Origin of the sequence: Pseudomonas sp. NY15437 (genome assembly GCF_048068435.1) — a bacterium.
Lineage (GTDB): Bacteria > Pseudomonadota > Gammaproteobacteria > Pseudomonadales > Pseudomonadaceae > Pseudomonas > Pseudomonas nitroreducens_B.
Map to the genome: position 1 here is coordinate 1 of NZ_JBLUQC010000026.1, position 25,601 is coordinate 25,601.

General features: G+C 57.8%; 25 protein-coding genes. 17 read left to right on the forward strand and 8 right to left on the reverse strand.

The features are described 5' to 3' along the window. Positions 1-140: 140 nt before the first annotated feature. Positions 141-425 (reverse strand): helix-turn-helix domain-containing protein, encoded by a 285-nt coding sequence (locus tag ACNFIA_RS31265; RefSeq protein ID WP_170859065.1) that lies wholly within the window; start codon positions 423-425, stop codon positions 141-143. Positions 426-530: 105 nt separating this feature from the next. Between ACNFIA_RS31265 and ACNFIA_RS31270 the strand changes: the two genes are divergently transcribed. Continuing rightward, on the forward strand, positions 531-983 hold the full coding sequence (locus tag ACNFIA_RS31270; protein ID WP_170859064.1) for a hypothetical protein: 453 nt from the start codon (positions 531-533) through the stop codon (positions 981-983). A gap of 949 nt (positions 984-1,932) precedes the next feature. On the opposite strand, the gene ACNFIA_RS31275 is transcribed toward ACNFIA_RS31270, so the two are convergent. Next, a complete protein-coding gene (locus tag ACNFIA_RS31275; protein ID WP_170859063.1) occupies positions 1,933-3,006 on the reverse strand; it encodes a type IV toxin-antitoxin system AbiEi family antitoxin in 1,074 nt (357 codons plus the stop codon). A gap of 536 nt (positions 3,007-3,542) precedes the next feature. Here ACNFIA_RS31275 and ACNFIA_RS31280 point away from each other — a divergent pair. The 10 genes from ACNFIA_RS31280 (at position 3,543) to ACNFIA_RS31325 (ending at position 11,099) form a co-directional block, all read left to right on the forward strand. Beyond that, positions 3,543-4,598 (forward strand): hypothetical protein, encoded by a 1,056-nt coding sequence (locus ACNFIA_RS31280; protein WP_170859062.1) that lies wholly within the window; start codon positions 3,543-3,545, stop codon positions 4,596-4,598. 17 nt (positions 4,599-4,615) lie between these two features. Next, entirely contained in the window at positions 4,616-4,996 is a 381-nt protein-coding gene (locus tag ACNFIA_RS31285) for a hypothetical protein (protein WP_170859061.1), read from the forward strand. After that, positions 4,996-5,724: a hypothetical protein gene (locus ACNFIA_RS31290; protein ID WP_170859060.1), complete on the forward strand. Its 729-nt coding sequence runs from the start codon at positions 4,996-4,998 to the stop codon at positions 5,722-5,724. The genes ACNFIA_RS31285 and ACNFIA_RS31290 overlap by 1 nt, the downstream gene beginning before the upstream one ends. Positions 5,725-5,807: 83 nt before the next feature. Next, on the forward strand, positions 5,808-6,170 hold the full coding sequence (locus ACNFIA_RS31295) for a histone-like nucleoid-structuring protein, MvaT/MvaU family (protein ID WP_170859059.1): 363 nt from the start codon (positions 5,808-5,810) through the stop codon (positions 6,168-6,170). Between the two features lie 458 nt (positions 6,171-6,628). After that, positions 6,629-7,021 carry a hypothetical protein gene (locus tag ACNFIA_RS31300; RefSeq protein WP_226046642.1) on the forward strand — a complete coding sequence of 131 codons (393 nt, stop codon included), beginning with the start codon at positions 6,629-6,631 and terminating at the stop codon, positions 7,019-7,021. Between the two features lie 105 nt (positions 7,022-7,126). Continuing rightward, on the forward strand, positions 7,127-7,576 hold the full coding sequence (locus tag ACNFIA_RS31305; RefSeq protein WP_170859057.1) for a hypothetical protein: 450 nt from the start codon (positions 7,127-7,129) through the stop codon (positions 7,574-7,576). 90 nt (positions 7,577-7,666) lie between these two features. Next, the gene (locus ACNFIA_RS31310; RefSeq protein WP_226046644.1) at positions 7,667-7,918 is read left to right on the forward strand and encodes a DUF2933 domain-containing protein; all 252 of its coding nucleotides are present in this window, start codon (positions 7,667-7,669) and stop codon (positions 7,916-7,918) included. 81 nt (positions 7,919-7,999) lie between these two features. After that, positions 8,000-10,261, forward strand: a complete 2,262-nt coding sequence (locus ACNFIA_RS31315; protein WP_231387433.1) for a heavy metal translocating P-type ATPase — start codon at positions 8,000-8,002, stop codon at positions 10,259-10,261. A 111-nt stretch (positions 10,262-10,372) separates the two neighbouring features. Further along, on the forward strand, positions 10,373-10,642 hold the full coding sequence (locus tag ACNFIA_RS31320) for a heavy-metal-associated domain-containing protein (RefSeq protein WP_170859056.1): 270 nt from the start codon (positions 10,373-10,375) through the stop codon (positions 10,640-10,642). A 13-nt stretch (positions 10,643-10,655) separates the two neighbouring features. Next, on the forward strand, positions 10,656-11,099 hold the full coding sequence (locus ACNFIA_RS31325; protein ID WP_170859055.1) for a DUF411 domain-containing protein: 444 nt from the start codon (positions 10,656-10,658) through the stop codon (positions 11,097-11,099). 83 nt (positions 11,100-11,182) lie between these two features. Here the strand turns inward: ACNFIA_RS31325 and ACNFIA_RS31330 are convergent, their stop codons facing one another. Then, on the reverse strand, positions 11,183-12,556 hold the full coding sequence (locus ACNFIA_RS31330; protein ID WP_170859054.1) for a heavy metal sensor histidine kinase: 1,374 nt from the start codon (positions 12,554-12,556) through the stop codon (positions 11,183-11,185). Further along, entirely contained in the window at positions 12,553-13,236 is a 684-nt protein-coding gene (locus ACNFIA_RS31335; protein ID WP_170859053.1) for a heavy metal response regulator transcription factor, read from the reverse strand. Before ACNFIA_RS31335 ends, ACNFIA_RS31330 begins: the two co-directional genes overlap by 4 nt. 341 nt (positions 13,237-13,577) lie before the next feature. Between ACNFIA_RS31335 and ACNFIA_RS31340 the strand changes: the two genes are divergently transcribed. The 6 genes from ACNFIA_RS31340 to ACNFIA_RS31365 all read left to right on the forward strand — a co-directional run bounded on the left by ACNFIA_RS31340 (position 13,578) and on the right by ACNFIA_RS31365 (position 18,989). Next, a complete protein-coding gene (locus ACNFIA_RS31340) occupies positions 13,578-14,123 on the forward strand; it encodes a cupredoxin domain-containing protein (protein ID WP_170859052.1) in 546 nt (181 codons plus the stop codon). Positions 14,124-14,425: 302 nt separating this feature from the next. Beyond that, complete coding sequence (locus ACNFIA_RS31345; protein WP_170859051.1) at positions 14,426-16,249, forward strand: copper resistance system multicopper oxidase; 1,824 nt, start codon at positions 14,426-14,428, stop codon at positions 16,247-16,249. Between the two features lie 63 nt (positions 16,250-16,312). After that, positions 16,313-17,191 (forward strand): copper resistance protein B, encoded by an 879-nt coding sequence (locus ACNFIA_RS31350; RefSeq protein WP_226046668.1) that lies wholly within the window; start codon positions 16,313-16,315, stop codon positions 17,189-17,191. Positions 17,192-17,263: 72 nt separating this feature from the next. Then, entirely contained in the window at positions 17,264-17,650 is a 387-nt protein-coding gene (gene copC / locus ACNFIA_RS31355; RefSeq protein ID WP_269215447.1) for a copper homeostasis periplasmic binding protein CopC, read from the forward strand. Positions 17,651-17,653: 3 nt separating this feature from the next. Beyond that, the gene (copD, locus tag ACNFIA_RS31360; protein ID WP_170859049.1) at positions 17,654-18,592 is read left to right on the forward strand and encodes a copper homeostasis membrane protein CopD; all 939 of its coding nucleotides are present in this window, start codon (positions 17,654-17,656) and stop codon (positions 18,590-18,592) included. Positions 18,593-18,782: 190 nt separating this feature from the next. After that, a complete protein-coding gene (locus ACNFIA_RS31365) occupies positions 18,783-18,989 on the forward strand; it encodes a co-regulatory protein PtrA N-terminal domain-containing protein (protein WP_170859048.1) in 207 nt (68 codons plus the stop codon). A 378-nt stretch (positions 18,990-19,367) separates the two neighbouring features. On the opposite strand, the gene ACNFIA_RS31370 is transcribed toward ACNFIA_RS31365, so the two are convergent. Genes ACNFIA_RS31370 through ACNFIA_RS31385 form a run of 4 tightly spaced genes read right to left on the reverse strand, consistent with a single transcriptional unit; the run spans position 19,368 to position 25,565 of the window. After that, positions 19,368-19,715, reverse strand: a complete 348-nt coding sequence (locus ACNFIA_RS31370) for a copper-binding protein (protein WP_170859047.1) — start codon at positions 19,713-19,715, stop codon at positions 19,368-19,370. Beyond that, complete coding sequence (locus tag ACNFIA_RS31375; protein ID WP_170859046.1) at positions 19,712-22,864, reverse strand: efflux RND transporter permease subunit; 3,153 nt, start codon at positions 22,862-22,864, stop codon at positions 19,712-19,714. The genes ACNFIA_RS31370 and ACNFIA_RS31375 overlap by 4 nt, the downstream gene beginning before the upstream one ends. After that, entirely contained in the window at positions 22,861-24,324 is a 1,464-nt protein-coding gene (locus tag ACNFIA_RS31380) for an efflux RND transporter periplasmic adaptor subunit (RefSeq protein WP_196912154.1), read from the reverse strand. The genes ACNFIA_RS31375 and ACNFIA_RS31380 overlap by 4 nt, the downstream gene beginning before the upstream one ends. Beyond that, entirely contained in the window at positions 24,321-25,565 is a 1,245-nt protein-coding gene (locus ACNFIA_RS31385) for a TolC family protein (protein WP_226046646.1), read from the reverse strand. Before ACNFIA_RS31385 ends, ACNFIA_RS31380 begins: the two co-directional genes overlap by 4 nt. Positions 25,566-25,601 lie beyond the last annotated feature (36 nt).

Sequence of the window (25,601 nt, forward strand, 5' to 3'; positions counted from 1 at the left end):
TTAGTTACCCCAGGGGCATCCTGGAAATCCTAAATAATCATGTATTAATCTGATTTGTAAGACAATTTCAGATCAATGATATTTGGGGTTGTCATAAATTCTGAGTCCTAAATGTGCGGGGTGCGCCTGTTTCAGTGCCGTCAGCTCAGGAGATCGTCTAGCTCTTGTATCACGCGCTGCAGTGTCCTCTCTCGGCTTTCCAAGGTGCCTTCCTTGATGAGGTAAGTGATGGCGAACAGCGTGGCTGGGTGAACGGCGAGTACGTTGCATAGATCCTCGATCTTGTCGATCGTTGGAGCGGTGGCTCCTCGCTCCAGCAAGCTCACGAAGGTACGGCTGCTAACCACAGAGAAATCTTCTTGAGTCAGCCCCCGTTTAATTCGTGCCAGTCGCAACGCTTTGCCGAATGCCTCTCTGACTTCCATTTTGTGATTCCACAAAAAGGAAGGATGAAGCGGCATTGAACAATATATGACTACAAAATATATTGTTCATTGACGTCTTCTCATTAAGGTTAGGAGGGTCCTGCTGTGTTCCTGACGAACCGCAAATCGGAATTTTTCGGCGGGCTACTTCGAGGCTCTAATGGGGACCAGCTCTGGTCTCTCGTGGAGCAGGACCTGATCCTGCCCTGGTTCTATCTCCAAATAGTTCGAGCGCATGGCAAGGCGTCGTACCGCAGCATGATGCTCATCCCTACCGTCCAAGAGCTCCAGGATTTCGTGGCGAAGATCGGCAAAAGGCTTTGGATTGAGGAGGCCTTGGTCGTCACCCCTGCTGCTGTGAACTCAGCAGGCCACTGGCTCATGGAGCCTCTGCTTGAAGTTAGTGAAGTTGTGGACAGGCATGGCGAGATGGCCGGATACAGCATTCGCGTCGAAGGAGGGCAGAGCTATCTAACGGCGACGTCTGAGCGCCCCGAGTTTTGCACTCCGACAGCAATGGTGTTCGATGCCGAGGTTCATCTCCAGCGCGCTTCGTAATCTGCCCGCTGACTGACAAGGCCCCTGAAATGCCCTTCAGAACCGGACAGGCACTCTTCTTTTCCTGCCAACGAGCGATCACCTTCGTTGTCGATCAGAAGTTCAACGTACGCGATTGCGTCCTGGAGGACCTGGTAGCTGAATGCTTGCGGCACCTCGGGAGCCTTCCGCCGAGCAGGCGTCAAGACGCAGCGAACGTAGTGCCGCCGGAGGTTCTAGCTTTCATTGAGCGTTCGACCAAGCTCTGCCTCTTCGGAGCCTATTCCGCAGTAGAAGGCTGGTCAGCACGTATTCCAGGGTGGCGGTGCGAATACCTTGATGCATCTGTACCGAGCAGCACTATGGAGTTCATGGAGTCGATCGCGCATACAGAGGGACTTGGCCTTTGGCGATTCATGTGTTGGTTCAGCCTTGATTTGTTTACTATCGCCAGGCTTACCAAGGTCGATCCCGAGGCACTTAGCTGTCAGCCATTGCCACGCCAGCTCGAAGCATTTGTGCGTGATGCGTTGGGAGCATTAGGAAGCTGCGGGGTAGTATGTAGCTGGCGTGGAAGGCGATTTGATTCGAAATGACCGAGGCCCCTCTGATGCAACCGCATCAAAAAAACCGCTCTGAGAACTGCCAATGTCCAAGAAAAAGCGGAAAGCAAATTCACAACTCATTGCCGAGTACCAAGCTGAAGCTAGACACCTGGCCGGAAGCATGACTGAGTTTGAAGAGCGTCTTATCAGAGTCGGACTGTCGAAGGGGCGGGAGCTAGAGCCCACCGGCAGGTTAGCCGGTGCAGTGGGCGTCGAAGGAAAGGTTCCGGACAAAAGCTAGGTACATGTCGGGTGCGTTCATCTGCCGAATCGACGATTCCAGACGGCCCTTTTCGAGCCTTGTGCTTAGTTAGATAGCTGCGTTTTGCCGGTTGAGACCTCTGATCCCTTCGGGATAAGAGGTTTCAGACCGCCACCCATTTTTGCTCCATTTTTTCTCGGAGATAGGCTGCCAACTCTTTATTTCTTCCATGCCCATCAAGCAGATCGAGGTACTGGATGAATGGGCTGGCGAAGTAGGCGGGATACGCGGAATGGGTCTCTCTAAACTGTAGACCGGCGCCTCCACGCTCGACGATCGTGACGTTGCTGCCTTTTGACGCGGGTTTCATCTTTAAGGCCATCCCCAGAATTCCCGCATACCCTAGTGGAACGATGATTTCAGCGGAATTAACACTAGTGAGCAATGGGGCATAGATATTGGCTGCCGCTGCTCCAGTAAAAGCCCAAGGAAAGTCCACTCCAGACTCCGTCACTAGGTAGGCAAGCTGATCGATCAACAGATGAGGGTTTTCGACGAAGACGTAACCGCGGCATCTGTTTACGCTTCTCTTTTGCCAATCTGCAGCCCAGTCGTCGAGGAGCTGTCCTGGCTGAATGAGTCTGCGCCGCTTGGTTCTGCTGGCGCCTTGGGCTTCGCACCACATTCGGCGCTCTAGCTCCTGTAGAACAACAGAGCAGGTGTAGGTGGAGGTCTGTGATAGCTCTGCGAGGTCCGCACCTGCCATCCACTGAAAGGCGTTCCTGAGCAGTCCATGTACTGCCCCTTCTCGGGCTTCTGTGAATAAGTCAGTAGCCTGTGCTCGGGGTGGAAATTTCGCTGGGCGCTCGATGTTGACGAACATTTTTTTCATGCGCAGAAAAAGACTGCCGCTGCGCTCAAAGAAGGCGTAGCCGTTATCTTTGAGTATCGACTTCGCACCAGGGCTGAGGTGCTCCGCTGCGATCAACTTGATGAGAGCTCCTGGCTTTGCTTTTTCCCGGCGTAGTACCAGTGCATCGAGGTGCCACATCACTCCAGGGATATCCCGGGGATAGGCGGTTCGAATGACCTCTATCGCCACGAACACAGGTTCTCCGTCCCAGTCGAACTTGAGCAAGCCATCTGGTCGCCCTGAGAGGGTGATCGTCGATCTGGTGGCTACTCGGACATCTCTGTCGATAGCCTCTGTCAGGGCCTGCCTGACCAGGCCAAGCATCTCTCGCTCGAAGGGGGATTGCTGGTGCTTGTCCGAGGAATGTGCCATCGCAGATGCGGTCACCCAGGTTGATTGGCTGGCCAGAAGGCCAGGACAAATTAGCTAAAATCGTGTGATTAGCTGTACAGCTAATCAGTGAAGAATAGCTAATCAAAGCGAGATAGAAATCTGCAGACTCACAGCGCATCAGACGCCTACTCTTGCTATCCCATCTCCCCCTTAGGCATAGTGAACTCGCAGTAGCCCTGTTTGCGTCAAAGTGCTGACGCTAAGAGAATGGCGAAGACTAGAGTCACTAGCAGCGTTACTGATCAAGGACGAATAAAGGGAGACCGCAAGGATGCCGTTCGCTATCAACCGCGCACTCGCAGCGCCCGCCCCTCGCCCCCTTGTCCTTATTTTTCAGTTTCCTTGGCCCGCCTACGCCAACGATTTCGGCTGCATTTAAATTGCTGGCCGTATTGGCCGAAAAGAGCTGAAATCAACCGAATCATGACAGCCAAGCCAGGGCGTAACACTAAATGCAAGGAAGGCTTATGACGGCTTTTGAATTAATAGCAGCCCTTCAGGCACGTGACATTTCGTTTATTAGCTTTCGAAATGCACTGAAGGCAAATGAACTGCCAGTGTCTACTGGCTGGGCCGCCACGGTAAAAAAGCTAGAGCCGTATGTTAAAGATCCGGCCAAGAAAGATGAGTTTCTGGATACAATCCAGACCATCCACGACGAGCTCACGCTCTACACCGATAAAGCAGTTGTAATCTACGATCTTGGCAAGTCCCTGACTGCGGACTTGCTTATCGCTCTATCCACAGACTTTATTGACTCCGAGTCGCCATATCTCGAGTCCTTCCCAGTACCACTCTCTCGCGATGAGCTTCTGGAAGCGCCACTTGAAGTGACCTGCGTTGATCAATGGGACTTTGTGGGAGGCTCTAACTTCATTTTCTGCTCTCGCCAAAATCTTACCGAACGTGCCGAGCTCCCTGCAGAGCTGATGGACGAGGAGGCGCGGGAGAATTACGGAAGTTTCGATGAGCTAATCGGCATCCGTCGGACTCCTGTCCAGCTCTTTGACTCTGTCTCTATCTCTAAAGTCCATAATACGCTTGAAATCAGGGTAGATGGCATCAAGAAATTCAATAGCGATGATGTACAAAAAAGGCTTCATCGCATAAGGCTGGTAATTCAAAATAAATACAAGGATGTATTTTCGAGCAAGTTGCAGTGGCCGGCCCCCGTCAATTTCTATGACGCACTCGACAGGCTCTATGCTGACAAAGATGGAATAGTGGGTGAACTCGGTCACCTGACTGACGCCTCAGGAATGTACCACGAAAGGATGCGCCACAAGACCATGGACGTTCGATCCGACCCTTACCACAACGGTGGCGCCGATGCGGTTAAAGGGTTGAATATTCACCAGATTTCCAAGCACTGGCTGTCCCCCTCAGGATATGGGCATCCCGAAGTGAGCATTCCGTCGAATTTTATTATTGCCAGCGAGTCAGAGCCCGCCGTCAATATCATTCATGTGCTAAACTGCGCGTCCGAAGACGATTATAACTTCGTGCTAAACAAGGTTCTGTAATTGTGGAAAAGGCGTACTTGCTCGAGTTAATTGCTGACGATTGCGGCGGGCAGCCAATTGCCGACGCATCCGCAATTATCGTCGAATTCCTGTACGCCACCCCCTCTGTGAAGCACCTAACCTTTTCTAGAATCTGTAAGATTCTTGAGGCGCAAGATCCAGGTTTTGTACTGCGTGTAATTCAGTATCTTTCTGGTGCGCGATTGCAAGCTCTAGAAGTTAAATATGAGCTCATCATTGGGGATGAAACGATTCTGCTAGAGGATGAATACCTAGAGCAGATGCAGGCAGAAGGTGTTCTGTACAACCCAGAGACTGGCGAGCCTGTCCCTGATTTCAAAAGTAAAGTCTATCCATTTTTCGCTCCGGGGAAGGCCATTCTAGGAGATGTTGCGTAATGGCTGCTGAGCTTAAAGACTTTACTCTTGAAGATCTTGAGAAGCTATCCGGATACATTCCGGAACTCGCCAACTTTCCTCGGCGCTTGCTTGCAAATACATATCAAGATTTTGTTGATGTCTTATATGAGGATTTGGAGTCAATTATCGCTGAAATGCAACTCAATCCGGAGTTGATGAAGGACGATGGTGAGGATCGTATCTCGTTGGAGTTGAAGCGTACACTCAATGTATTAGGCTATAAAGCCACTCACGATGAGAAGATTGGCGGGCACTCTGATATTGCGGTGAGACACCGCAGGAATTTTTTATGGATCGGCGAAGCAAAGATTCATAGCGGCTACGACTACTTGTTCCAAGGTTTTCAACAACTTTGTACTAGGTACTCGACTGGGGACGAGGGGCAAGATTGCGGCGGCCTGTTAATTTATATCAAGACTAACAACGCTGCAGATGTCATCAAGAACTGGCGAGCAGATCTGCAAGGTCGGGGCCTTCAAGATTACTCTGACCATGATAACGCGACTCGCAGCACATTCGTCTTCAATTCGACACACAAGCATGATCGTTCAGGAACACCCTTCAAAGTTCGGCATATTGGAGTGATTCTTGGGTTTGAACCGAAGGACAAAGATGTTCGGCAGAGGAAAAAGAAGGCGGCTGACGCGACAGCAAAGCCTGTGAAAGAGCGTAAGCCACGCGCCCCTAGGAAGGCGTCCGCAGCCTGAGATTGTATTCTTCTGCTTGTAGCCAGCCCTGCTTCTCTGCTTTAGAATTGGGGGACTTTATTGTTCTTGAGTTGGAGTGGTATATGTCCAGGCTTGCTGAGTTCCGTGCAGCTGAAAAGGCTTTGGCCGATCAGTTGGCTTATCTTGAGTCTCTGAAGAATGATGCTGGCCTGAAGAAAGAGATTGAGTTCGAAGAGAAACTCAAGAATCTCCTCAGTAGCTATGGCAAGTCGCTCAAGGACATCATCGCGATTCTCGATCCTGACTCCCAGCGCGGCCTGCGTACCCGCCCCGCCAAACCTGGCCGTCGCGCTCGTACGATCAAGGTCTACAAGAATCCACACACCAACGAGGTCGTTGAGACCAAGGGGGGGAATCACAAGGTTCTTAAGGCCTGGAAAGCAGAGTTTGGCAATGACGCTGTCGAGTCTTGGCTGCAGCCCTAAGTGGCGTCGAAGACCACTGCACTGAAAGCGCCGTTGGCCCTCTTGCCCTCGGCGCTTTTTCATTTGAGGCGTCTGCTTATGCCTGCCGACAAGCCCAGCAGCGCTGTCTGATTGGACTTAATTCTGCTTGAATTAATCTGGCATCTTCGTGATCTGACTAATTCAATCGGCCCCCTATTGCTGCACTTTATTTGAATCCGCGTGCCATGAGCAGGTGGGGCTAATGCAAGAGACCAAGATTCTATTTGGCGAGCGTGACGGGAGTATGGAGCGCGCCCTTGAGGTCAAGAATGGGGTGGTCATGTAATCAGATCGTGAGGTCCCAGCTTCCGACCCAAGGCGGAGGCCCATGTCGGTATCTAGACTGTTGTGAAACCAGCAGCTTTGTTTGATCCGAATCAAGTGTCGCAGAGCTGCCAGCGGTAATGTCTAACTTACTTTTGCTACGGGCTGAGCAGATGACCTGGTTCCGGAACCATCAACGCACGCTGCTACGCATAGCCTTGGTGCTGTGGGTGCTGGCGTTCGGGGTTGCGGCAAGCCATGGCTGTCTGTCGTACCCGGCGCATGACCCCGCACTCGTCCATGCAGACGTCTCGGCCAGCCTGGACGGTCCAGCGCACCAGCTTCATGCCAGTGGCTGCCTGCAATTCTGCGACGACAGCGCATCTGCGCTCAATCTGGCACCGGGGTATCTTCTCTTCGACCAGGCTCTCTGGGTGCTCCTGCTCACGCTTCCCGTCCTTTTCCTGCCCTCCGTCATCCCTCCGCGCTTTGGCGCACTCGCCATGCACCTGCCTGCGCCGCCCCGGCCGCCGGCACGCCTGAGCTTCGTCCGCTTCAACGATTGACCTACCTTCCGTGCACCCGGACCACCGGGCGCACAGTCTTGCTGCGCCTGCACGACTAGGCGCGGCTGCGCTTCATTTCACCCGTGGAAACACCTGGAGATCGCCATGAACATCACCCTCAAATCGCTTGTCGCCGCCGTACTGATTAGCAGCCCTCTGCTTGCCGTGGCTGTCGACGAACATCACCCCGATCAGGCGCCGACGAAAGCCGAGAACACATCGGCGCCGACTCAGGGCCAGGAAAAGGCCATGGCCGAACAGATGCAGAAGATGCAGGTCATTCACGACAGGCTCGCTGCCGCTAAAACCCCAGAGGAGCGCCAGGCGGCCATGCATGACGGCATGCAAGCAATGAAAGAAGGCCTGGGCATGATGCAGAACGGCTGCGCCGGCAAAGGCATGGGCCAGCACATGAAGATGATGGATTCGAAGATGATGGGAATGATGATGCAAATGATGGATCAGCAGGCCGGCATGATGGGCTCGCAGTCGGACATGAAGGGCATGCCCATGCAGCACTCCATGGACCAGCCAGCCCAGAAACCAGCCCAGTAATCACATGGCGCGGCTCCAGCCTTGGTCTGCAGGACGGAAGCATCCTCAGGCCAAGACGGAGCACCCCCACTTTCGCCCTGGAGAATACTCATGAACACTTCGCCTTCATCCCATCAGCCTCCGCCGTCCTTTTGGCGCAGTAAGCCCGGTATTGCCCTGGGTATGTTGCTGGTCATTGCCTTGTTCTACCTGGCTCGTGAGCACTACGGTCATATCCCGCTGCTGTTGCCATACGCGATCTTGCTGCTGTGTCCCCTGATGCACCTGTTTGGCCATCACCACGGCGGCCACGGCCATCATAGCGGAACAGACAATGCCCCCAAGGACGACGAAAGAGGCTGACTCATGCACGGTCATGAACATGCACACTCATTACCCGGAAACAAAACCTCCTCCGGCGAAGTGAAAGATCCTGTCTGCGGGATGACGGTCAAAATAGACAGTCCGCATCAGCTGCAGTACGCCGGGAAGGCCTACCGGTTCTGCAGCGAAAAGTGCCTGTCGAAGTTCAAGGCGGCACCGGATCTCTATGGCCCTGCTGCGCATGGGGAGACGACTAAGCTTCCGACAACTGCAGGTGACACGTGGTACACCTGCCCAATGCACCCCGAGATACGTCAGCTCGGCCCAGGCACCTGCCCAAAGTGCGGCATGACTCTGGAGCCGGTGCTGCCGGAACTGGAGCAGGAGGAGAACCCCGAGCTCCGGGATTTCTCCCGGCGCTTCTGGTGGACTTTGCCACTGACTATCGTTGTCACGCTCCTGGCCATGGGCGGGCATGCCTTGAACCTATTCCATGGTGCCACGCAGAACTGGGTCGAGCTGGTGATCGCTAGCCCGGTAGTGCTTTGGGCGGGGTGGCCGTTCTACGTGCGCGGAGTGCGCTCGGTGCTCCAGCGCAGCCCCAACATGTGGACGCTGATTGGTCTGGGGACTGCCGCCGCCTATCTCTATAGCCTCGTGGCCACTCTGGCGCCGGCGGTCTTTCCGGCGAACTTCATGATGGAGGGCCGCATCGGCGTCTACTTCGAGGCGGCAGCTGTCATCATCTCGCTCACCCTGCTGGGTCAAATGCTCGAGCTCAAGGCGCGCTCGCAGACCTCGGCAGCCATCAAGTCGCTACTTGGCTTAGCACCGAAGACAGCCCGACGGATCAATGCCGATGGCAGTGAAGAGGACATCCCGCAGAGCCATGTGCACCCAGGCGATCGATTGCGCGTCCGCCCCGGAGAGAAGGTTCCGGTCGATGGCCTGGTCGTACAGGGAGAAAGCGCTGTCGATGAGTCCATGCTGACTGGCGAACCTCTGCCGGTGCTCAAGCAAGTGGGCGGCACGCTCATCGGTGCTACTTTAAATACCCATGGCAGCCTGGTGATGCAGGCGCAAAAGGTCGGTTCGGAAACCATGCTTGCGCAGATCGTGCAGATGGTTGTGCAGGCGCAACGCTCGAAGGCGCCGATGCAGCGCCTGGCCGACGTCATTGCCGGCTACTTCGTGATGGTCGTCATCGCCATCGCGGCTCTGACTCTGATTGGTTGGGGAGTCTGGGGGCCGCAGCCCAGTTGGGTGTTTGGTCTGATCAACGCCGTGGCGGTGCTGATCATCGCCTGCCCCTGCGCCCTCGGCCTGGCGACCCCGATGTCCGTAATGGTCGCTACGGGCAAGGCTGCTGGCAGCGGGGTGCTGTTCCGCGATGCGGCGGCCATCGAGAACCTGCGCAAGATCGATACGCTGATCGTCGACAAAACTGGCACCCTCACCGAAGGGCGCCCGGCCTTCCAGAGTGTCGAAGCTGCGTCCGGCTTCCGTGCTGAAGAGGTTCTGCGGCTGGCCGCCAGCCTTGACCAAGGCAGTGAGCATCCACTGGCGCATGCCATTGTCGATCAGGCCAGGGTGCAGGGGCTGGCGTTGAGCGAAACGGATGAGTTCGAGAGCGCCTCGGGGATTGGAGTGCGAGGCCGGGTCGATGGGAGGCGCCTGCTGCTGGGCAACACTGCCTTGCTGGCCGATGCGGGCGTGTCCTGCGAGGCCCTGCAAGCACGTGCCGAACAACTGCGTAGAGAAGGCGCAAGCATCATGTACCTGGCGGTAGACGGTACCTTGGCCGGCTTGCTGGCGGTAGCTGACCCAATCAAGCCGACCTCCAGGCAGGCCGTGCAATACCTTCAGGATGCTGGCGTCAGGGTCATTATGGCCACTGGCGACGGTCCGACCACGGCGCGTGCGGTGGCCCGCCAATTGGGTATCGAAGAAGTGCATGGCGAGGTCAAGCCACAGGATAAGGAGCGCCTGACCGCCAACCTCCAGGCGGCTGGGCATCGTGTCGCTATGGCCGGCGACGGCATCAACGATGCGCCTGCCCTGGCGCGCGCCGATGTTGGTATTGCCATGGGTACCGGTACCGACGTTGCGATGAATAGTGCCCAAGTTACCCTGGTCAAAGGCGACCTGCTCGGCATTCTCCGCGCCCGTAACCTATCCATGGCGACGGTGCGCAACATGCACCAGAACCTGGCCTTCGCCTTCGCCTACAACGCCATGGGCATCCCCCTGGCTGCTGGGTTGTTCTACCCCCTGACGGGGCACCTACTGTCCCCAATTATCGCTGCGTTGGCCATGAGCGTGAGTTCGGCATCGGTCGTCTTCAATGCCGTGCGCCTGCGTAAGGTCTCGATCGAAGGCTAAGTGCTGGAGGCTTGACCTTGCCACTATGGCAAGGTCGAGGATAGCTCCATATCCCGGATATGTTCTGCCGGTGTTCCGGACGATAAGGTTACTTGTTGAGGAGTCACCACGATGAAAAGTATTGATCTGCACGTTGAAGGCATGAGTTGCGCTTCGTGCGTTCGCCACGTGAATGATGCATTGACACCAGTCGCAGGGGTTGCCGAGGTGTCGGTCGACCTCGCCGCAGGTCGGGTGCGCGTCAGTGGGGATGTCGATGCCCAAGCACTGATGGCCGCGCTGCAGGATGCCGGTTATCCCGCCAAGCTCGAAGCATCGGCCCAGGCCCCGGAAGGTGGCAAGGCGCGCGGCTGCGGTGGCAGTTCCTGCTGCTGCCACTAAGGGAGGACGCATCATGCACAAGGCACTTCGCTTGACCGCAATGGCCGGGCTGTTCATGGCCTCCATCGCCCAGGCGGCCACAACTATCGACGTCTACCGCGACCCCAACTGCGGTTGCTGCAAGAGCTGGATCAAGTACCTGGAGGCCAATGGCTTCAGCGTGAACGACCATGTCGAGCCGAATATGAGTGCGGTCAAGCAGCGCGTAGGCGTTGCTCCGCGTCTGTCCTCCTGCCACACCGCAGTGATCGGTGGAAAATTCGTCGAAGGGCATGTTCCGGTGGCGCAGATCCACGAGCTGGAGAAGCGTCCGGAACTGCTTGGGATCGCGGCTCCAGGCATGCCCGTCGGCTCGCCTGGCATGGAAATGGGGCAGACCAAGCAGGCTTACCAGATCATTGGGCTTACCCGCGACGGCACCGACGAGGTTGTCGCCAACTATCCGGCAGCCCAATAGCCGAATGGGCTTTCCCGCCGGGGGCTTTCAAGTAGCGTGTTTTGAACTCAACAAGACGCGCCGCTAGCCCGGACATCGCACCATCAAGGGCGATGTGGAAATTCCAGGTGGAATGCTGTCATTCCGTCTGATGAGGTGCACCAGATGCGGCCATGGTGCGCCTCGACAATTGAACGTGAAATCGCGAGGCCAAGGCCTGCATTATGCGATTCCCCCTCTCGACGCGCGGGGTCGGCACGATAGAAGCGATCGAAGAGCTTCTTCAGGTGCTCGGAAGGAATTGTCTCTCCAGGATTGACGACCGAGAGAGTCACGGTATTGGCGTTACTCTCAATAAAAACTTCGATTGTTGCACCCGCTGGGGTGTAACGAACCGCATTCGATAGCAAGTTGGAAATGGCTCGATGCAGCATCAGGCTATCGCCCTGGATACAAGACGAACCATTGAGGCGAAGCTCAATGCCGCGCTCCTCTGCCAGCAGGCTGTAGTACTCGAAGAGCCTCCGCACAATCTCCTCAAGATTGATCTTGGCCGAGCCAGGAGTGATAAGTCCATTGTCAGACTTTGCCAAGAAGAGCATGTCATCAATCATTCTTGACATATGATGCAAACTATCAAGATTGGAGTAGAGATTTTCCTCGTAGTCATCAATGCTGCGCTTTTTTCCGAGGATCACCTCGGTGTGCGTGAGTAGTGTTGTAATGGGGGTGCGGAGCTCATGGGCAATATCCGCTGAAAAATTGGAGAGGCGCATAAACGAATCGTCTAGCCTGGCCAGCATCTCATTAAAGGAGCTTACTAATTCTTGAAGTTCAGAGGGTACGGGGTCCAGTGGGATACGCTCTTTCAAGGACTTTGCTGACATCGATGCCGCCACTGCGGTAACTTGTCGTATCGGTCGCAAGCCACTTCTGACAACCACGACGCCCAAGGCGCCGCTTGCAATGGCGCTGATCGCCAAGCCTATCCAAAACCAACGTTCTAGCGTCACGAAAAAGTGAGAGTGGCTGGTGACATCCAATATCAGGACGGCGGTTGCCGAGCTAGGCCCCGACTGTGGGCCAACCCGAGCAGTCATACCCCTATACAGCCGACCATGATTCCCCCACTCCCACATGCTGGCACTTTCCTGCGAAAATTGAGCCGGCAAATTAGTAATGGTTGAATTCGAGAAAAGTACATTGCCATCCGTCGTGGTAATGATCGATTCGAGCTCATGGTGAGCGCCAAGTAAAGCATTAAGCTCCAAACGAATGTGACTGCTCTCTAGATTGGCATTCGCAGACATGAGGATTTGTTGAATAGAGTCGAGCTTTTCGGTGATCGTCTGCTGATCCTGCATCCAGAAGTGCCGACGACTGAACTCACTGAAGCTCACTCCAGCAACGGTCAGGACGGACACCACAGCAAGCATGAACATCAGGCTCATGCGAGCAGTTAGGGATAGTCGCTTCATTTCTGCTCGGGCTCTTCGAGCATGTACCCCATTCCCCTAATCGTATGGATCAGCTTGGGCTCGAAGTCATCGTCGATCTTGGCCCTCAACCGCCGTACCGCCACCTCGATAACATTCGTATCGCTATCAAAGTTCATGTCCCATACCTGGGAGGCAATCAGCGATTTCGGCAAAACCTCCCCGCGCCTCCGCATCAACAGCTCGAGCAGCGAGAATTCCTTTGCTGTCAGGTCGATGCGAACCCCGCCACGAACCGCCCTACGCTTGAGCAGATCCACTTCGAGATTCGCAATTTTCAGGGTCACCAGAGTTGGAGTGGCTGTCGCGCGCCGTAACAGCGTGCGTACGCGCGCCAGGAGCTCGGCAAATGCGAAAGGTTTGACCAGATAATCATCTGCACCCAACTCAAGCCCTTTGACGCGATCATCCACGCCGTCACGTGCGGTTAGGAACAACACCGGAACGTCTTTGCCGGCGGCTCGCACCATGCGTAGCACTTCCCACCCGGTCAGCCCAGGCATCATCACATCCAATATGAGCAGGTCATACGATTCGCTGAGTGCATGTTGGAGCGCTTCGGTACCCGAATTAACCAAGTCGACATTGAAGCTGGCCTCGCTCAATCCCTGCTGCAGGTACAGGCCGATCTTGGGTTCGTCTTCCGCGATAAGAAGTCTCATTTTTCTGACCCATAGCTGAACAGTGCTTTGAGTGTGCCGCTACTAGCTGTCACCAACCAGATCCTTACAGAAATGTAATCTTGGCATAAGCCGAAGGTAAGGCGCGTAGCGCTATGGTTGAGATGACTTCTAAAGCGGGTACGTCGCCTGGACGACCTGAGCACACGAGGTGTGATGATTTGCGCGATCCCCTTAAGGCCTTACCAATGCTCCTTTGGCCAATCGGCGCCGCCTTGGCGCCGATTTTTTAGCAATCAGTACGCCGCTCAAGAACTGGTGCCAAGAGCATGATTTTTTAACTGTGCGGGCCTGGGATTAATACTTCTATTAAGAGGTGTTCTATGAATGCTAAATTTTCGAACTTCCTAGTTGCTGGGGTTTTGTTTGCCCTCTCTGCAGTTTCGATGGCTAGTGAAAAGGCGGTGAATTTCGATTTTGGAAGTCGTAGCGTGCCGGAGAAAGCAGATCGGACAATTGAGATTAAGATTGGGGATCTCTACTTCGAGCCTTCTCGTATAGATGTAAAAAATGGCGAGACTATTCGGTTTATATTGAAAAACGAAGGGCTGGTTCTTCATGAGTTCAATCTGGGCAAGGCAGCGGCGCACGTGCAGCACCAGAAAGAAATGGTGGAGATGTTCAAGAGTGGCTATCTCACGGCAATGAAAGTTAACGACGCCGAGCACGATATGGCAGGTATGGAAGGTGACATGCACGGCATGAGCATGCCCAGCATGAATCACAGTGACGCCAACAGTGTTTTGATTGAGCCAGGCCAAACCAAGGAGTTGGTTTGGACATTTAGTAAAACAGCAGGGCTGCAATTTGCGTGTAACGTTCCAGGACATTACCAGAAAGGGATGGTAGGGCAGATTGCCATAAACTAGTGGATGGCAAGGCTTGCCGTTTTGGCTGCGCTACAGGCTTGTGGGTAGGGAGAGAAGCTTCCGCCCGCCGCTCACAGCAATGATGGCAGTGTGCGTCTACGCCCTGCGGGCCCCGGCAGGTAGCGAAAAGGCTGATCCTTACAGAAATGTAATCATCGCGACTGCCTAAATATGGCAAATTTTTTCAAGGACATCTGAGCCTCTAATCGCGAGGCTCGATACAAAGTCTACTTCAATAATGGCTCGAAAATGGCCCCATAAATTGGTTCCTAAGAGCTCTCTTCAAGCAGGGTCGTAGCGGAATGCAGAACAAAACGTCAAGACGGACTTTCGTTAAGGGCCTTGCTGCGACAGGCATTCTCGGTGGTCTCGGTTTGTGGCGCACCCCCGTCTGGGCTCTTACCAGTCCAACTCAACCGACCGTGCTTGCGGGTACCGAGTTCGACCTATTCATTGGTGAAACTTCAGTCAACCTGACCGGTGCTGTTCGTACAGCGATGACCATCAATGGCTCGCTTCCGGGGCCAACTTTGCGTTGGCGTGAAGGTGACACGATTACGCTCCGCGTTCGTAACCGCTTGAAGGAAGATACCTCCATTCATTGGCATGGAATTATTCTCCCAGCCAACATGGATGGTGTGCCGGGTTTAAGTTTTCAGGGAATCGCTCCCGATGGCATGTACGAATATAAATTCAAGGTCAATCAGCATGGTACCTACTGGTACCACAGCCACTCTGGCTTCCAGGAGCAGCTTGGCGTTTTCGGGCCGTTAATTATCGACCCCAAAGAGCCAGAGAAAATTTCTTGTGACCGCGATTATGTCGTCATGCTGAGCGATTGGTCGGATGAGAATCCCAGTCGTGTCCTTGCCAAGCTGAAGAAAGACTCTGGTTATTATAACTTCCATAAACGCACGGTCGGGGATTTCATTGATGATGTAAGCGAGAAGGGTTGGTCGAAAACTGTCGCCGACCGAAAAATGTGGGCTGAAATGAAGATGAGCCCAACCGATCTCGCCGACGTCAGTGGTTATACCTACACCTATCTCGTCAATGGTCACGCACCTGATACCAATTGGACTGGCATTTTCAAGCCCGGGGAAAAGGTCCGACTGCGCTTCATCAACGCCTCTGCAATGACCTACTTCGATGTTCGGATTCCCGGACTGAAGATGACAGTAGTGGCTGCAGATGGGCAGCCAGTCCAGCCGGTAAGTGTTGATGAGTTCCGCATTGCCGTTGCTGAAACCTATGACGTCATTGTCGAGCCGACAGACCAGGCCGCTTACACCATCTTTGCTCAATCGATGGACCGTACCGGCTACGCCCGAGGCACGCTTGCGGTAAAGGAAGGAATCAGTGCACCAGTTCCGGCGCTAGATCCCCGCCCACAAATCACCATGGACGATATGGGGATGGGAGGCATGGACCATGGGAGCATGGCGGGCATGGATATGTCCGGGATGGATCATGGCGACATGGCCGGCATGGATATGTCCGGGATGGATCATGGCGACATGGCGGGCATGGATATGTCCAGCATGGACCATGGCAGCATGGCTGGCATGGACCACAGCCAGATGCAGGGAATGGGGGCACAAATGCAATCCCACCCTGCGTCCGAAGCCAATAACCCCTTGGTCGACATGCAGACTATGAGCCCTACAGCAAAGCTCAACGACCCAGGTATTGGCTTGCGCAACAATGGCCGGCGCGTGCTGACCTATGCCGATCTAAAGAGCACATTCGATGACCCTGACGGACGAATCCCATCCCGAACCATCGAGCTTCACCTGACCGGCCACATGGAGAAGTTCTCCTGGTCGTTCGATGGCATTGAGTTCGCTGATGCCAAGCCGCTACTCCTCAAGTATGGCGAGCGTGTTCGTATCACCCTGGTTAACGACACCATGATGACGCATCCCATCCATTTACATGGCATGTGGAGTGATTTGGAGGATGAACAGGGCAACTTCATGGTGAGAAAGCACACTATCGACATGCCGCCGGGGTCGAAGCGCAGCTATCGCGTAACGGCCGACGCGCTCGGTCGCTGGGCCTATCACTGCCACCTGATGTATCACATGGAACTGGGCATGTTCCGTGAAGTGCGCGTGCAGGAATAGGAGAACAGCATGGACCTCGAACTGACCCGCAAACCCGTTTTGGCCGGCATTGCGATTCTTGGGATGAGTTTGCTCCCTTTGGCAGGTGCCCAAGCTGAAGAGCCGATGCAAGGCATGGACGGCTCCCAGATGCAGGGCATGGACCACTCCCAGATGCAAGGGATGGATCATTCCCAGATGCAGGATACGGATGACTCCGATATGCAAGGGATGCAGCCCGCGGCCCCAACGGAAAGCCGTACGCCAATTCCTGTGCTAACCGATGCTGATCGCGCCGCTGTGTACAAAGGCAGCATGGACCACCATATGGGACAAGCACTTAACGCCCTGTTCGTCATAGATAAATTGGAGTGGCAGGACGCCGATCAAGGTAGTGCTCTCAGTTGGGAAGCCAACGGTTGGGTCGGCGGCAATATCGATCGCCTATGGCTGCGCTCCGAAGGAGAGCGAGTAAATGGGATTACCGAGAATGCCGAACTGCAGGCCCTGTGGGGACACTCCATCGGCCCTTGGTGGGATGTGGTCGGCGGCGTGCGGCAGGACTTCAAACCTGGTTCGCCACAAACCTGGGCAGCTGTTGGTATCCAGGGGTTGGCCCTGTATGACTTCGAAACCCAGGCAACGGCGTTCCTGGGGGAAGGTGGCCAAAGCGCTCTGAGGCTCGAAGGGGATTACGACATCCTCTTGACCAATCGCTTGATCCTTCAGCCGACAGCCGAAGTGAACCTCTACGGCCGGAATGACCCGCAACGCGGTAACGGTTCCGGTATTTCTGACTCAGAAATCGGACTGCGGCTTCGTTATGAGGTCGTCCGGGAGTTCGCGCCATACATAGGCGTCACCTGGAACCACCTCTACGGAAAAACAGCAGACTATGCCCGCGAAGAGGGGGATGACTCCAGTGAAGCGCGCTTGGTCCTCGGCGTACGTATGTGGTTCTAAAGGCTATTCAACCTTTCTTCGTCTCTTCCGAAATAAACAAACATAGCGGTTGTAAGCCGCGAGGAGTCTTGCATGCAAAATCTGAAAACGTTCGCCGCCATGGCTGCGCTCGGTGCGGGAATGCTGCTGAGTGCGGTAGCCCAGGCACATCCCAAGTTGCTTTCCTCCTCGCCTGCTGAGGGAAGCGTCGTCGAGGCTCCAGCCAAGATCGAATTGCACTTCTCAGAAACGCTGCTGACTCAACTCTCTGGCGCCAAGCTCGTCATGACTGAAATGCCAGGCATGTCTCACTCCTCCCCCATGGGCGTGAAAGCAGCTGTCTCGGGCAGCACCGATCCGAAAGTGATGCTCATCACGCCGGCAGCTCCTCTCACCACCGGTACTTATAAGGTCCAATGGCGGGCCGTTTCTTCTGATACGCACCCGATTACTGGCGCTGTAACCTTCAAGGTGAAGTAAGTCATGGGCGACCCCGTCACTATCGCTCTACGCTTCGCCCTGTATGTTGACCTGATTATGCTTTTCGGTTTGGCGTTGTTCGGCCTGTACAGCCTTAAGGGACAAGAGCGGGTCAGCGGGGCGGTATTCAACTTCGAGTCGATATTGGTGTGGGCCGCCTTGATCGGTACCTTGCTATCTGTAGCTGCAATGCTACAGATGGCTAAGGTGATGAGCGGTGTTTCCAATTTCTCCGAAATACATCGCCATATTTTAGAGATGATCTTAACGGGTACCGATGTCGGCCTGACTTGGATAGTCAGGGTCGCGGCCTTGGTATTGGCTGCGATTGCTGCCCTGTTCAACAGGCGTGCGCCAACATTGAGTCTGCTGGCAGTATCCGCACTAGGTGCTATCGCCCTTGCTAGTTTGGCCTGGACAGGGCACGGCGCTATGGATGAAGGTATCTTGCGCTATGTGCATTTTACCAGCGACATTGCCCACCTTCTCGGTGCAGGGGGATGGCTGGGCGCCTTGGTAGCCTTCGTATTGCTACTCCGCTCCAAGAAGCTTGAAGGTGAGCAGCATCTTCGTTTGTTGTCTCGCACGCTGACAGGTTTCGAGACGGCAGGAGCTCTGATCGTTATTAGCTTGACAGTTACTGGCATCGCTAATTACGTGCTAATAATTGGTCCGGAAATTGGTGGATTGGTAAAGAGCACCTACGGTTTTCTGTTAACAATCAAGGTCGCGCTATTTTTTGCGATGTTGGTGCTTGCTGCAGCAAACCGCTATCACCTCAGCCCTTTGCTAGATCGGTCGTTGCAGACTGGTAGTTATGCTCCTGCAATTAATGCGCTACAGCGCAGTATAATTCTTGAGTTCGCGGTGGCGATTGTCATCGTCAGTCTCGTAGCCTGGTTCGGAACACTGAGCCCTGAAATGGACATGGCTGTCGAATGATATTGAGGTTAACTTTATGAAGGCGTGACTCAGCGATTCCGCGAGACTCGCGCTGATCGTCTGAGTGGGTTGAAAATTGCCAAAATGTAATTTTGGCCTCAGCTTCCCAACAGTATGACCTGGCTACTATGTCCTTGAGCATAATGCTCAAGCCGTCAAATGACGGATGAATATTAGCAAGGACCAATATATGAACTCGCTCAAAACTCTTTTGGCAATTGTTGCTTTTGCTGCTTCTTCTCTTGCAATGGCCGAGAGTGGTGGTGATCGTACGTTTGCCAAGATGGAGCAGATCCGCCAATCCTTCGTTGGAGGCGCTCAAATTTCTCAAGAGCAGAAGGTCACTTCTCCCGTAGCGGAGTCAAACTTAAAGGGAGATGAACACAGCAAGTGCTAAGGCACTTCGCTGTCTCGCTGCGCCGTCACGCCCGTCGAGCACTGATGGGCAAATGTGTCCATGTGCCGATGAGGGCGTGAGGGCGAGCTATTCCCCTGTTCAAGGTGACTGCGGATTACCGCAAACGCTGAGCAAGGTGAGAGTGGTCCGAAGTCCAAGTGGCAACGCTCGGCGTGATGTTGGTTTCAATTGCATTGTCCGTCCCCCTCAATCGTTGCCCGGTGGGTAACCCAAAGAATCGCCTTCTTCAGACGCCTTGAATCAGCCTCAATTCAACGGCTGGCATACACATCACCTACGCCAAGGGAAATACCTCCATAGCCACCGGCGTGTCGGCGCGAGATTCCCTACGGAACCTAGCGCCGACCTCTCCTGCTGTTACCGACGCAAAGGCTGGATCGACACAATAGTGGTGTCCGCGCCTTCGGTTCGGAACTCGAAGGTCACCGTGTCGCCGACCTGCAGGCCGTTCAACTGGCCCGGTGCGGTCTTGAACGCCATGGTCATGGGGGGCCAGTGCAGCGCCGTCACTGCGCCGTGTGCGAGGGTGACGGTGTGGCGCTCGGCATCGATAGCCTTGATGGTGCCTTCCGCGCTGGCGGTGGGTGCGGCCTGGGTGCTTTCCATGGTCATGCCGTCCATCTTCATGCCAGGCATGTTTTCGGCGGTGGCGGTGAAGGACAAAGCGAGCAGCAGGGCGCCGGCGCCAATCAGTAGGCGATTCATGTGATTTCTCCTGGATAGGGTTGAGTTGCCGCATCGGCCTGACGACGACGCATCAGCCAGTAGGCGGCGGGGATGACGAACAGGGAAAGCAGCGGGGCGGTGATCATGCCGCCGACCATGGGTACGGCGATGCGGCTCATCACCTCGCTGCCGGTTCCGCTGCTCCAGAGGATCGGCAGCAAGCCGGCGACGATGACGGCTACAGTCATCGCCTTGGGGCGCACGCGTTGCACCGCGCCCTCGCGGATGGCGGCGAGAAGCGCCGTGGGGTCGCCGGGCCCTTGGCGCTCGGCCCAGGCGTTCTTCAGGTAGATCAGCATGATCACCCCGAACTCCGCCGCAACCCCGGCCAGGGCGATGAAGCCGACCCCGGTGGCGACCGACAGGTTAAAGCCCATCAGGTACAGCAGCCACACGCCGCCGGTGAGGGCGAAGGGCAGGGTCGCCATGATCAGCAACGCTTCGTCGAAACGGCCGAAGGTCAGGTAGAGCAGCACGAAGATGATCGCCAGGGTCGCCGGCACCACCAGCTTGAGGCGGGCGTTGGCGCGTTCCAGATACTCGAACTGGCCGGAGTAGCTCAGGCTCATGCCCGGCGCGAGTTTCACGTCGCGCTCCACCGCCTGGCGCAGGTCCGCCACCACCGAGGCCAGGTCACGGCCGCGCACGTCGACATAGACCCAGCCGGAGAGGCGCGCATTCTCGCTCTTGAGCATCGGCGGCCCTTCGCTGATGCGCACCCGTGCCACGCTGCCGAGGGTGATCTGGCCGCCCTGGGCGGTGTAGATCGGCAACTGTTGCAGGGCATCGACCGAATCGCGCCACTCGCGCGGGTAGCGCACGTTGATCGGGTAGCGGGCGAGGCCTTCCACCGTCTCGCCGACGTTCTCGCCGCCGATGGCGCTGCTGACAATGGCCTGTACGTCGGCGATGTTCATGCCGTAGCGGGCCGCCGCCTGGCGGTCGATGTCGACGTCGATGTAGCGCCCGCCGGTGAGGCGCTCGGCCAGCGCCGAGGTCACGCCGGGGACGCCCTTGGCCACCCGCTCCACCGCCTGGGTGGCGCGGTCGATCTCGGCGAGGTCGGTGCCGGCTACCTTCACCCCGATGGGGCTCTTGATGCCGGTGGCGAGCATGTCGATGCGGTTGCGGATCGGCGGAATCCAGATGTTGGTCAGGCCTGGCACCTTCACCACGCGGTCCAGTTCCTCCACCAGCTTCTCGCTGGTCATGCCCGGCCGCCACTGGTCCCTCGGCTTGAAGCGGAGGGTGGTCTCAAACATCTCCAGCGGCGCCGGGTCGGTAGCCGACTCGGCACGCCCGGCCTTGCCGAACACGCTTTCCACCTCCGGCACGCTCCTGATCAGGCGGTCGGTACTCTGCAGCAACTCCGAGGCTTTCTGCGCGGAGAGGCCGGGCAGGGCCGAGGGCATGTACAGCAAGTCGCCCTCATCCAGCGGCGGTAAGAACTCCCCACCCAGATGGGACAGCGGCCACAGTGTGGTGAGGAAGACCAGCGCGGCCGCCACCAGCGTCGTCCGTGGCCGACGCAGTACCGCGTCCAGCGCCGGCTGGTAGAGGCGGATCAGCCAGCGGTTGAGCGGGTTGCGTTGCTCAGAGGGTAGGCGGCCGCGAATCCAGTAGCCCATCAATACCGGCACCAGGGTCACCGACAGCCCGGCGGCGCCGGCCATGGCGTAGGTCTTGGTGAAGGCCAGCGGGCCGAACAGGCGGCCTTCCTGGGCTTGCAGGGTGAACACCGGGATAAACGACAGGGTGATGATCAGCAGACTGAAGAACAGGGCCGGCCCGACTTCCGCGGCGGCCTCGGTCATCACCCGCCAGTGCTGCTCGCCCGCAAGCGGCGTGCCGGGGTGCTTTTCGTGCCAGGCCTCGACGCGTTTGTGCGCGTTCTCGATCATCACCACCGCCGCATCGACCATCGCACCGATGGCAATGGCGATGCCGCCCAGGGACATGATGTTGGCGTTGATCCCCTGGTGGCGCATCACGATCAGCGCGATGAGCACACCCACCGGCAGCGAGACGATGGCCACCAGCGACGAGCGCAGGTGCCAGAGGAACGCGGCGCAGACCAGCGCGACCACGATGAATTCCTCGATCAGCTTGTGGCTAAGGTTGGACACCGCGCGGTCGATCAGCTGGCTGCGGTCGTAGGTCGTGACGATCTCCACGCCCTCGGGCAGGCTCTTTTTCAGCGCTTCCAGCTTGTCCTTCACCCGGAGGATGGCTTCGCGGGCGTTCTTGCCGCTGCGCAGGACGATTACTCCGCCCACCGCTTCGCCTTCGCCGTCGAGCTCGCCGATGCCCCGGCGCGTTTCCGGACCGAGTTGGATACTGGCGACATCGCCTAGGGTAACCGGGCTGCCGTTGGCGGCCAGGCGCAGCGGAATCGCGCGGAAGTCAGCCAGGGTCTTCAGGTAGCCCGAAGCGCGCACCATGAACTCCGCCTCGCCCAGTTCGAGTACGCCGCCGCCGGTCTCCTGGTTGGCCTTGCCGATGGCCTCGATTACCTGGCCTTGGGTAATGCCCAGGCTCGCCAGCCGCACCGGGTCGAGCAGTACCTGGTACTGGCGGACCATGCCGCCCACGGTGGCGACCTCGGCCACGTCCGGCACCGTCTTCAGCTCGAACTTGAGGAACCAGTCCTGCAGGGCGCGCAGCTGAGCGAGGTCATGCCGGCCCGTTCGGTCGACCAGGGCGTATTGGTAGATCCAGCCCACGCCGGTGGCGTCCGGGCCGAGCGCGGTCTTCGCGCTGGCGGGCAGGCGCGACTGCACCTGGTTGAGGTACTCCAGCACCCGCGAGCGCGCCCAGTAGAGATCGGTGCCGTCCTCGAACAGCACATAGACGAAGCTGTCGCCGAACGAAGAAAAGCCGCGCACGGTTTTCGCGCCGGGCACCGACAGCATGGTGGTCGCCAGCGGGTAGGTGACCTGGTTCTCGACGATCTGCGGCGCCTGTCCCGGGTAGCTGGTACGGATGATCACCTGCACGTCGGAGAGGTCCGGCAGGGCATCGATCGGCGTGCTGCGCAGCGACCACAGGCCCCAGGCGACGATGAACAGGGTGGCCAGTAGCACCAGAAAGCGATTGGCAACCGACCAGTGTATGAGTCGGGCAATCATGGCTGCTCCTCCTGCTTGCTGACCTGCTGGATGACCAGCCCCGCATCGCCCTGGCTGACGCCGAAGCGGATGTGGTCGCCGGCCTTCAGGCCCGTAGCGAGCTCGGGCCGAGCGAGGGCGAAAGTCATGGTCATGCCGGGCATGCCCAGGGTGTTAAACGGGCCATGGCTGATGGTCAGGCCTTGGGCGCCTATCGCGACGATGCGGCCGTCGGCTTCATGCACGGTGGGTGCCGTCGCTGCAGGCTCGGTGGTTCGTGCTTCGATGCCTTTCAGGCTGGCTTCCGAGTCGATCAGGAACTGCCCGGAAGCGACAACCCGCTGGCCTTCCTCCAACCCTTGCAGGACCGCCACCAGGCCGTCGTTCTCCTGGCCCAGGCGAATCTCTATCGGGCGGAAGCGCCCCTGATCTTCGGCCAGCATCACTAGGTTGCGCTTGCCAGTGCGGATCACCGCTTCGCTGGGAATCTGCAGCACGGTGGTTTGGCCGGCGAGGTCGAGGCTGACCTGGGCGGTCATGCCGGGACGCAGCTGGCCGTCGGGGTTGGGCAGCTCGATACGGAGGCGCAGCGTGCGGCTCTGCTGGTCGTTCTCTGGCAGGATGCTGGCCAGGGTGCCGGTCACCGGCCGATCCGGGAACGCCGGCAGGCGCGCATCGACGCTCTGGCCGACCTTGAGTCCACCGGCTTGGCTCTCCGGGACCGCCGCTTCCAGCCAGACCTGTCCCAGGCCATTGATGCGAGCCAGGGGCGCGCCGGCCGACAGGCTCATGCCGGGGCGCACATCCAGTTCACGGATCACCCCGGCGATCGGCGAGGTCAGGGTGATCACCGGCCGGGCCTTGCCGCTGCGGGCGACTTGCTCGACCAGCGCGGCCGGCATCCCCGCCAGCAGCAGGCGTTGCCGCGCTGCCGCCAGCAGGGCCGGTTCCGAGGCGCCGCGCAGGGCGAGGAACTCCTCCTGCAAGCCGGCCCATTCCGGCACCAGGATGTCGGCGATGGGCGCGCCGGCCTTCACCACATCGCCCGGCGCCAGGGCGTAGGTGCGCTCGACGAAACCACCGGCGCGCGCCTGCAACAGGGCCACGTCGCGGTCATTGAAGGTCAGCAGACCAGTCACCTGCAGCGTGCGGTCGAGCTTGCCACGGCTGGCTGTGGCCAGGCGCACACCGAGGTTCTGCTGGATGCCCGGCTCGATGCGTACCGCCGGCACGCTGCCGGCGCTGGCCTCGTCGGCATACTTGGGCACCAGCTGCATGTCCATGAACGGCGACTTGCCCGGCGCGTCGAAATGCTGCTGCGGGACCATCGGGTCGTACCAGTAGAGCGGTTTGCGCTCCGTGGTGGCGGCAGGCGTGCTCTCAGGGGCGTGGGCTTGCCGGGCGAACCAGTAGCCGCCAGCGCCACCAGCGGATAGCGCGAGGATCAGCGCGGCGGGAGTCTTCCACGGAAATCGGCTCATGCGCGGTTTTCCTCATAGGTGAAATAAATACGAGCCGCAACCAGCGCCAGGGCGCCCTGTAGGTCGATCTGCCGCAGCCGTGCCTCGACCTGTTGCTGGCGGGCGCTGACCACCTCGTCCAGTGCGGTCTTGCCGGCGCGGTAGCCGGCCAGGGCCAGGCGTACCTTCTCCTCGGCCAACGGCACCAAGGTTGCGCTGCTGCGCTCGACGGCGCGTTGCAGGCGCCGGTATTCGGCCAGGTCGTCCTCCAGTGCCTGCTCGTGCTCGCGGGTCAGCGCCTCGCGCTCGGCTTCCAGCTGTCGGACCTGGGCGCGCCGCGCGGCGATCTTTGGGTCCTGGCGGGTGCCGGCGAACAGCGGCAGGTCGAAGCTGACCTGCAACGTCATCATGTCGCCGAACTCACGGCCACGGCGCTGGTAGTCCACCTCCCAGCTCCAGTCCGGTTTCTTCTCGGCCACCGCCTCGCGCACCAGGGCTTCGGCCTCGCGGGTCATCGGGCCGTAGGCGGCGAGTTCCGGGTGCTGGTGCAGCGCCTGCAGCGAGCGGGAGGCGTCGATCGACCAATGCGGGAAGTCGCCGCTCAATTCCGGCGGCGCATCCTGGCCGATCCAGCGCTTGAGCGCCGCCCGCGCCTGGGCGGCCTGACGCAACAGGTCGTCCTTCTGCTCATCCAGCAGGGCGGCTTCCTGACGCGGCGCCACCGAGTCGACCGTGCTCGCGCCGCCGCCGGCCAGTCGTGCGCGGACCGCGGCATCGAGCAGGCGGTTCTCGCGATAGAAGTCATCGAACATGGCCAGCTTGCGTTGCAGCGTATAGGCCGCGATCCAGGCCTGCGCCGAGGCGCTACGGACCTTCAGGCGCTCGACGCCGGCTTCGGCGTCGGCGCGCTCCACGGCGGCCTGCGCGCTCTCGATGCGGGCCTTGCGCTTGTCGCGGTTGGGCACTTCCTGCATCAGGCCGACCACCTGCATGGACATGTTGTCGCGCTGGGTGGTCCAGCGCTCGTCGCCCTCGATGGGGACGTTCTGCAGGCCCAGGTTCAGCTTGGGGTCGGGCAATTCACCGGCGGGGATGGCGGAGCTTTTCGCCGCGGAGATTTTTTCGCTCTGCGCGAGCAGGGACGGGGCATTGCGTTCGGCCAGCAACAGGGCGTCGTCCAGCGACAGGGATGCACCCCGAGCAGACAGGCTGGATAGCAGGGCGAACAGCATCCAGCCCGGATGGAGTCGGATGGGAGTCACAGTAATGATTCCTCTGGAATACCAGCGCATAGGCGC

Bases quoted from the DNA above. Each gene is read 5' to 3' on its own strand.
- ACNFIA_RS31310 (WP_226046644.1), top strand. From the start codon at position 7,667: ATGAACACTTCGCCTTCATCCCATCAGCCTCCGCCGTCCTTTTGGCGC.
- ACNFIA_RS31315 (WP_231387433.1), top strand. From the start codon at position 8,000: ATGACGGTCAAAATAGACAGTCCGCATCAGCTGCAGTACGCCGGGAAG.
- copD (WP_170859049.1), top strand. From the start codon at position 17,654: ATGGGCGACCCCGTCACTATCGCTCTACGCTTCGCCCTGTATGTTGAC.
- copC (WP_269215447.1), top strand. From the start codon at position 17,264: ATGCAAAATCTGAAAACGTTCGCCGCCATGGCTGCGCTCGGTGCGGGA.
- ACNFIA_RS31330 (WP_170859054.1), bottom strand. From the start codon at position 12,556: ATGAAGCGACTATCCCTAACTGCTCGCATGAGCCTGATGTTCATGCTT.
- ACNFIA_RS31345 (WP_170859051.1), top strand. From the start codon at position 14,426: ATGCAGAACAAAACGTCAAGACGGACTTTCGTTAAGGGCCTTGCTGCG.
- ACNFIA_RS31290 (WP_170859060.1), top strand. From the start codon at position 4,996: ATGGCTGCTGAGCTTAAAGACTTTACTCTTGAAGATCTTGAGAAGCTA.
- ACNFIA_RS31275 (WP_170859063.1), bottom strand. From the start codon at position 3,006: ATGCTTGGCCTGGTCAGGCAGGCCCTGACAGAGGCTATCGACAGAGAT.
- ACNFIA_RS31380 (WP_196912154.1), bottom strand. From the start codon at position 24,324: ATGAGCCGATTTCCGTGGAAGACTCCCGCCGCGCTGATCCTCGCGCTA.
- ACNFIA_RS31280 (WP_170859062.1), top strand. From the start codon at position 3,543: ATGACGGCTTTTGAATTAATAGCAGCCCTTCAGGCACGTGACATTTCG.
- ACNFIA_RS31305 (WP_170859057.1), top strand. From the start codon at position 7,127: ATGAACATCACCCTCAAATCGCTTGTCGCCGCCGTACTGATTAGCAGC.
- ACNFIA_RS31340 (WP_170859052.1), top strand. From the start codon at position 13,578: ATGAATGCTAAATTTTCGAACTTCCTAGTTGCTGGGGTTTTGTTTGCC.
- ACNFIA_RS31295 (WP_170859059.1), top strand. From the start codon at position 5,808: ATGTCCAGGCTTGCTGAGTTCCGTGCAGCTGAAAAGGCTTTGGCCGAT.
- ACNFIA_RS31335 (WP_170859053.1), bottom strand. From the start codon at position 13,236: ATGAGACTTCTTATCGCGGAAGACGAACCCAAGATCGGCCTGTACCTG.
- ACNFIA_RS31320 (WP_170859056.1), top strand. From the start codon at position 10,373: ATGAAAAGTATTGATCTGCACGTTGAAGGCATGAGTTGCGCTTCGTGC.
- ACNFIA_RS31370 (WP_170859047.1), bottom strand. From the start codon at position 19,715: ATGAATCGCCTACTGATTGGCGCCGGCGCCCTGCTGCTCGCTTTGTCC.
- ACNFIA_RS31300 (WP_226046642.1), top strand. From the start codon at position 6,629: ATGACCTGGTTCCGGAACCATCAACGCACGCTGCTACGCATAGCCTTG.
- ACNFIA_RS31375 (WP_170859046.1), bottom strand. From the start codon at position 22,864: ATGATTGCCCGACTCATACACTGGTCGGTTGCCAATCGCTTTCTGGTG.
- ACNFIA_RS31265 (WP_170859065.1), bottom strand. From the start codon at position 425: ATGGAAGTCAGAGAGGCATTCGGCAAAGCGTTGCGACTGGCACGAATT.
- ACNFIA_RS31325 (WP_170859055.1), top strand. From the start codon at position 10,656: ATGCACAAGGCACTTCGCTTGACCGCAATGGCCGGGCTGTTCATGGCC.
- ACNFIA_RS31365 (WP_170859048.1), top strand. From the start codon at position 18,783: ATGAACTCGCTCAAAACTCTTTTGGCAATTGTTGCTTTTGCTGCTTCT.
- ACNFIA_RS31350 (WP_226046668.1), top strand. From the start codon at position 16,313: ATGAGTTTGCTCCCTTTGGCAGGTGCCCAAGCTGAAGAGCCGATGCAA.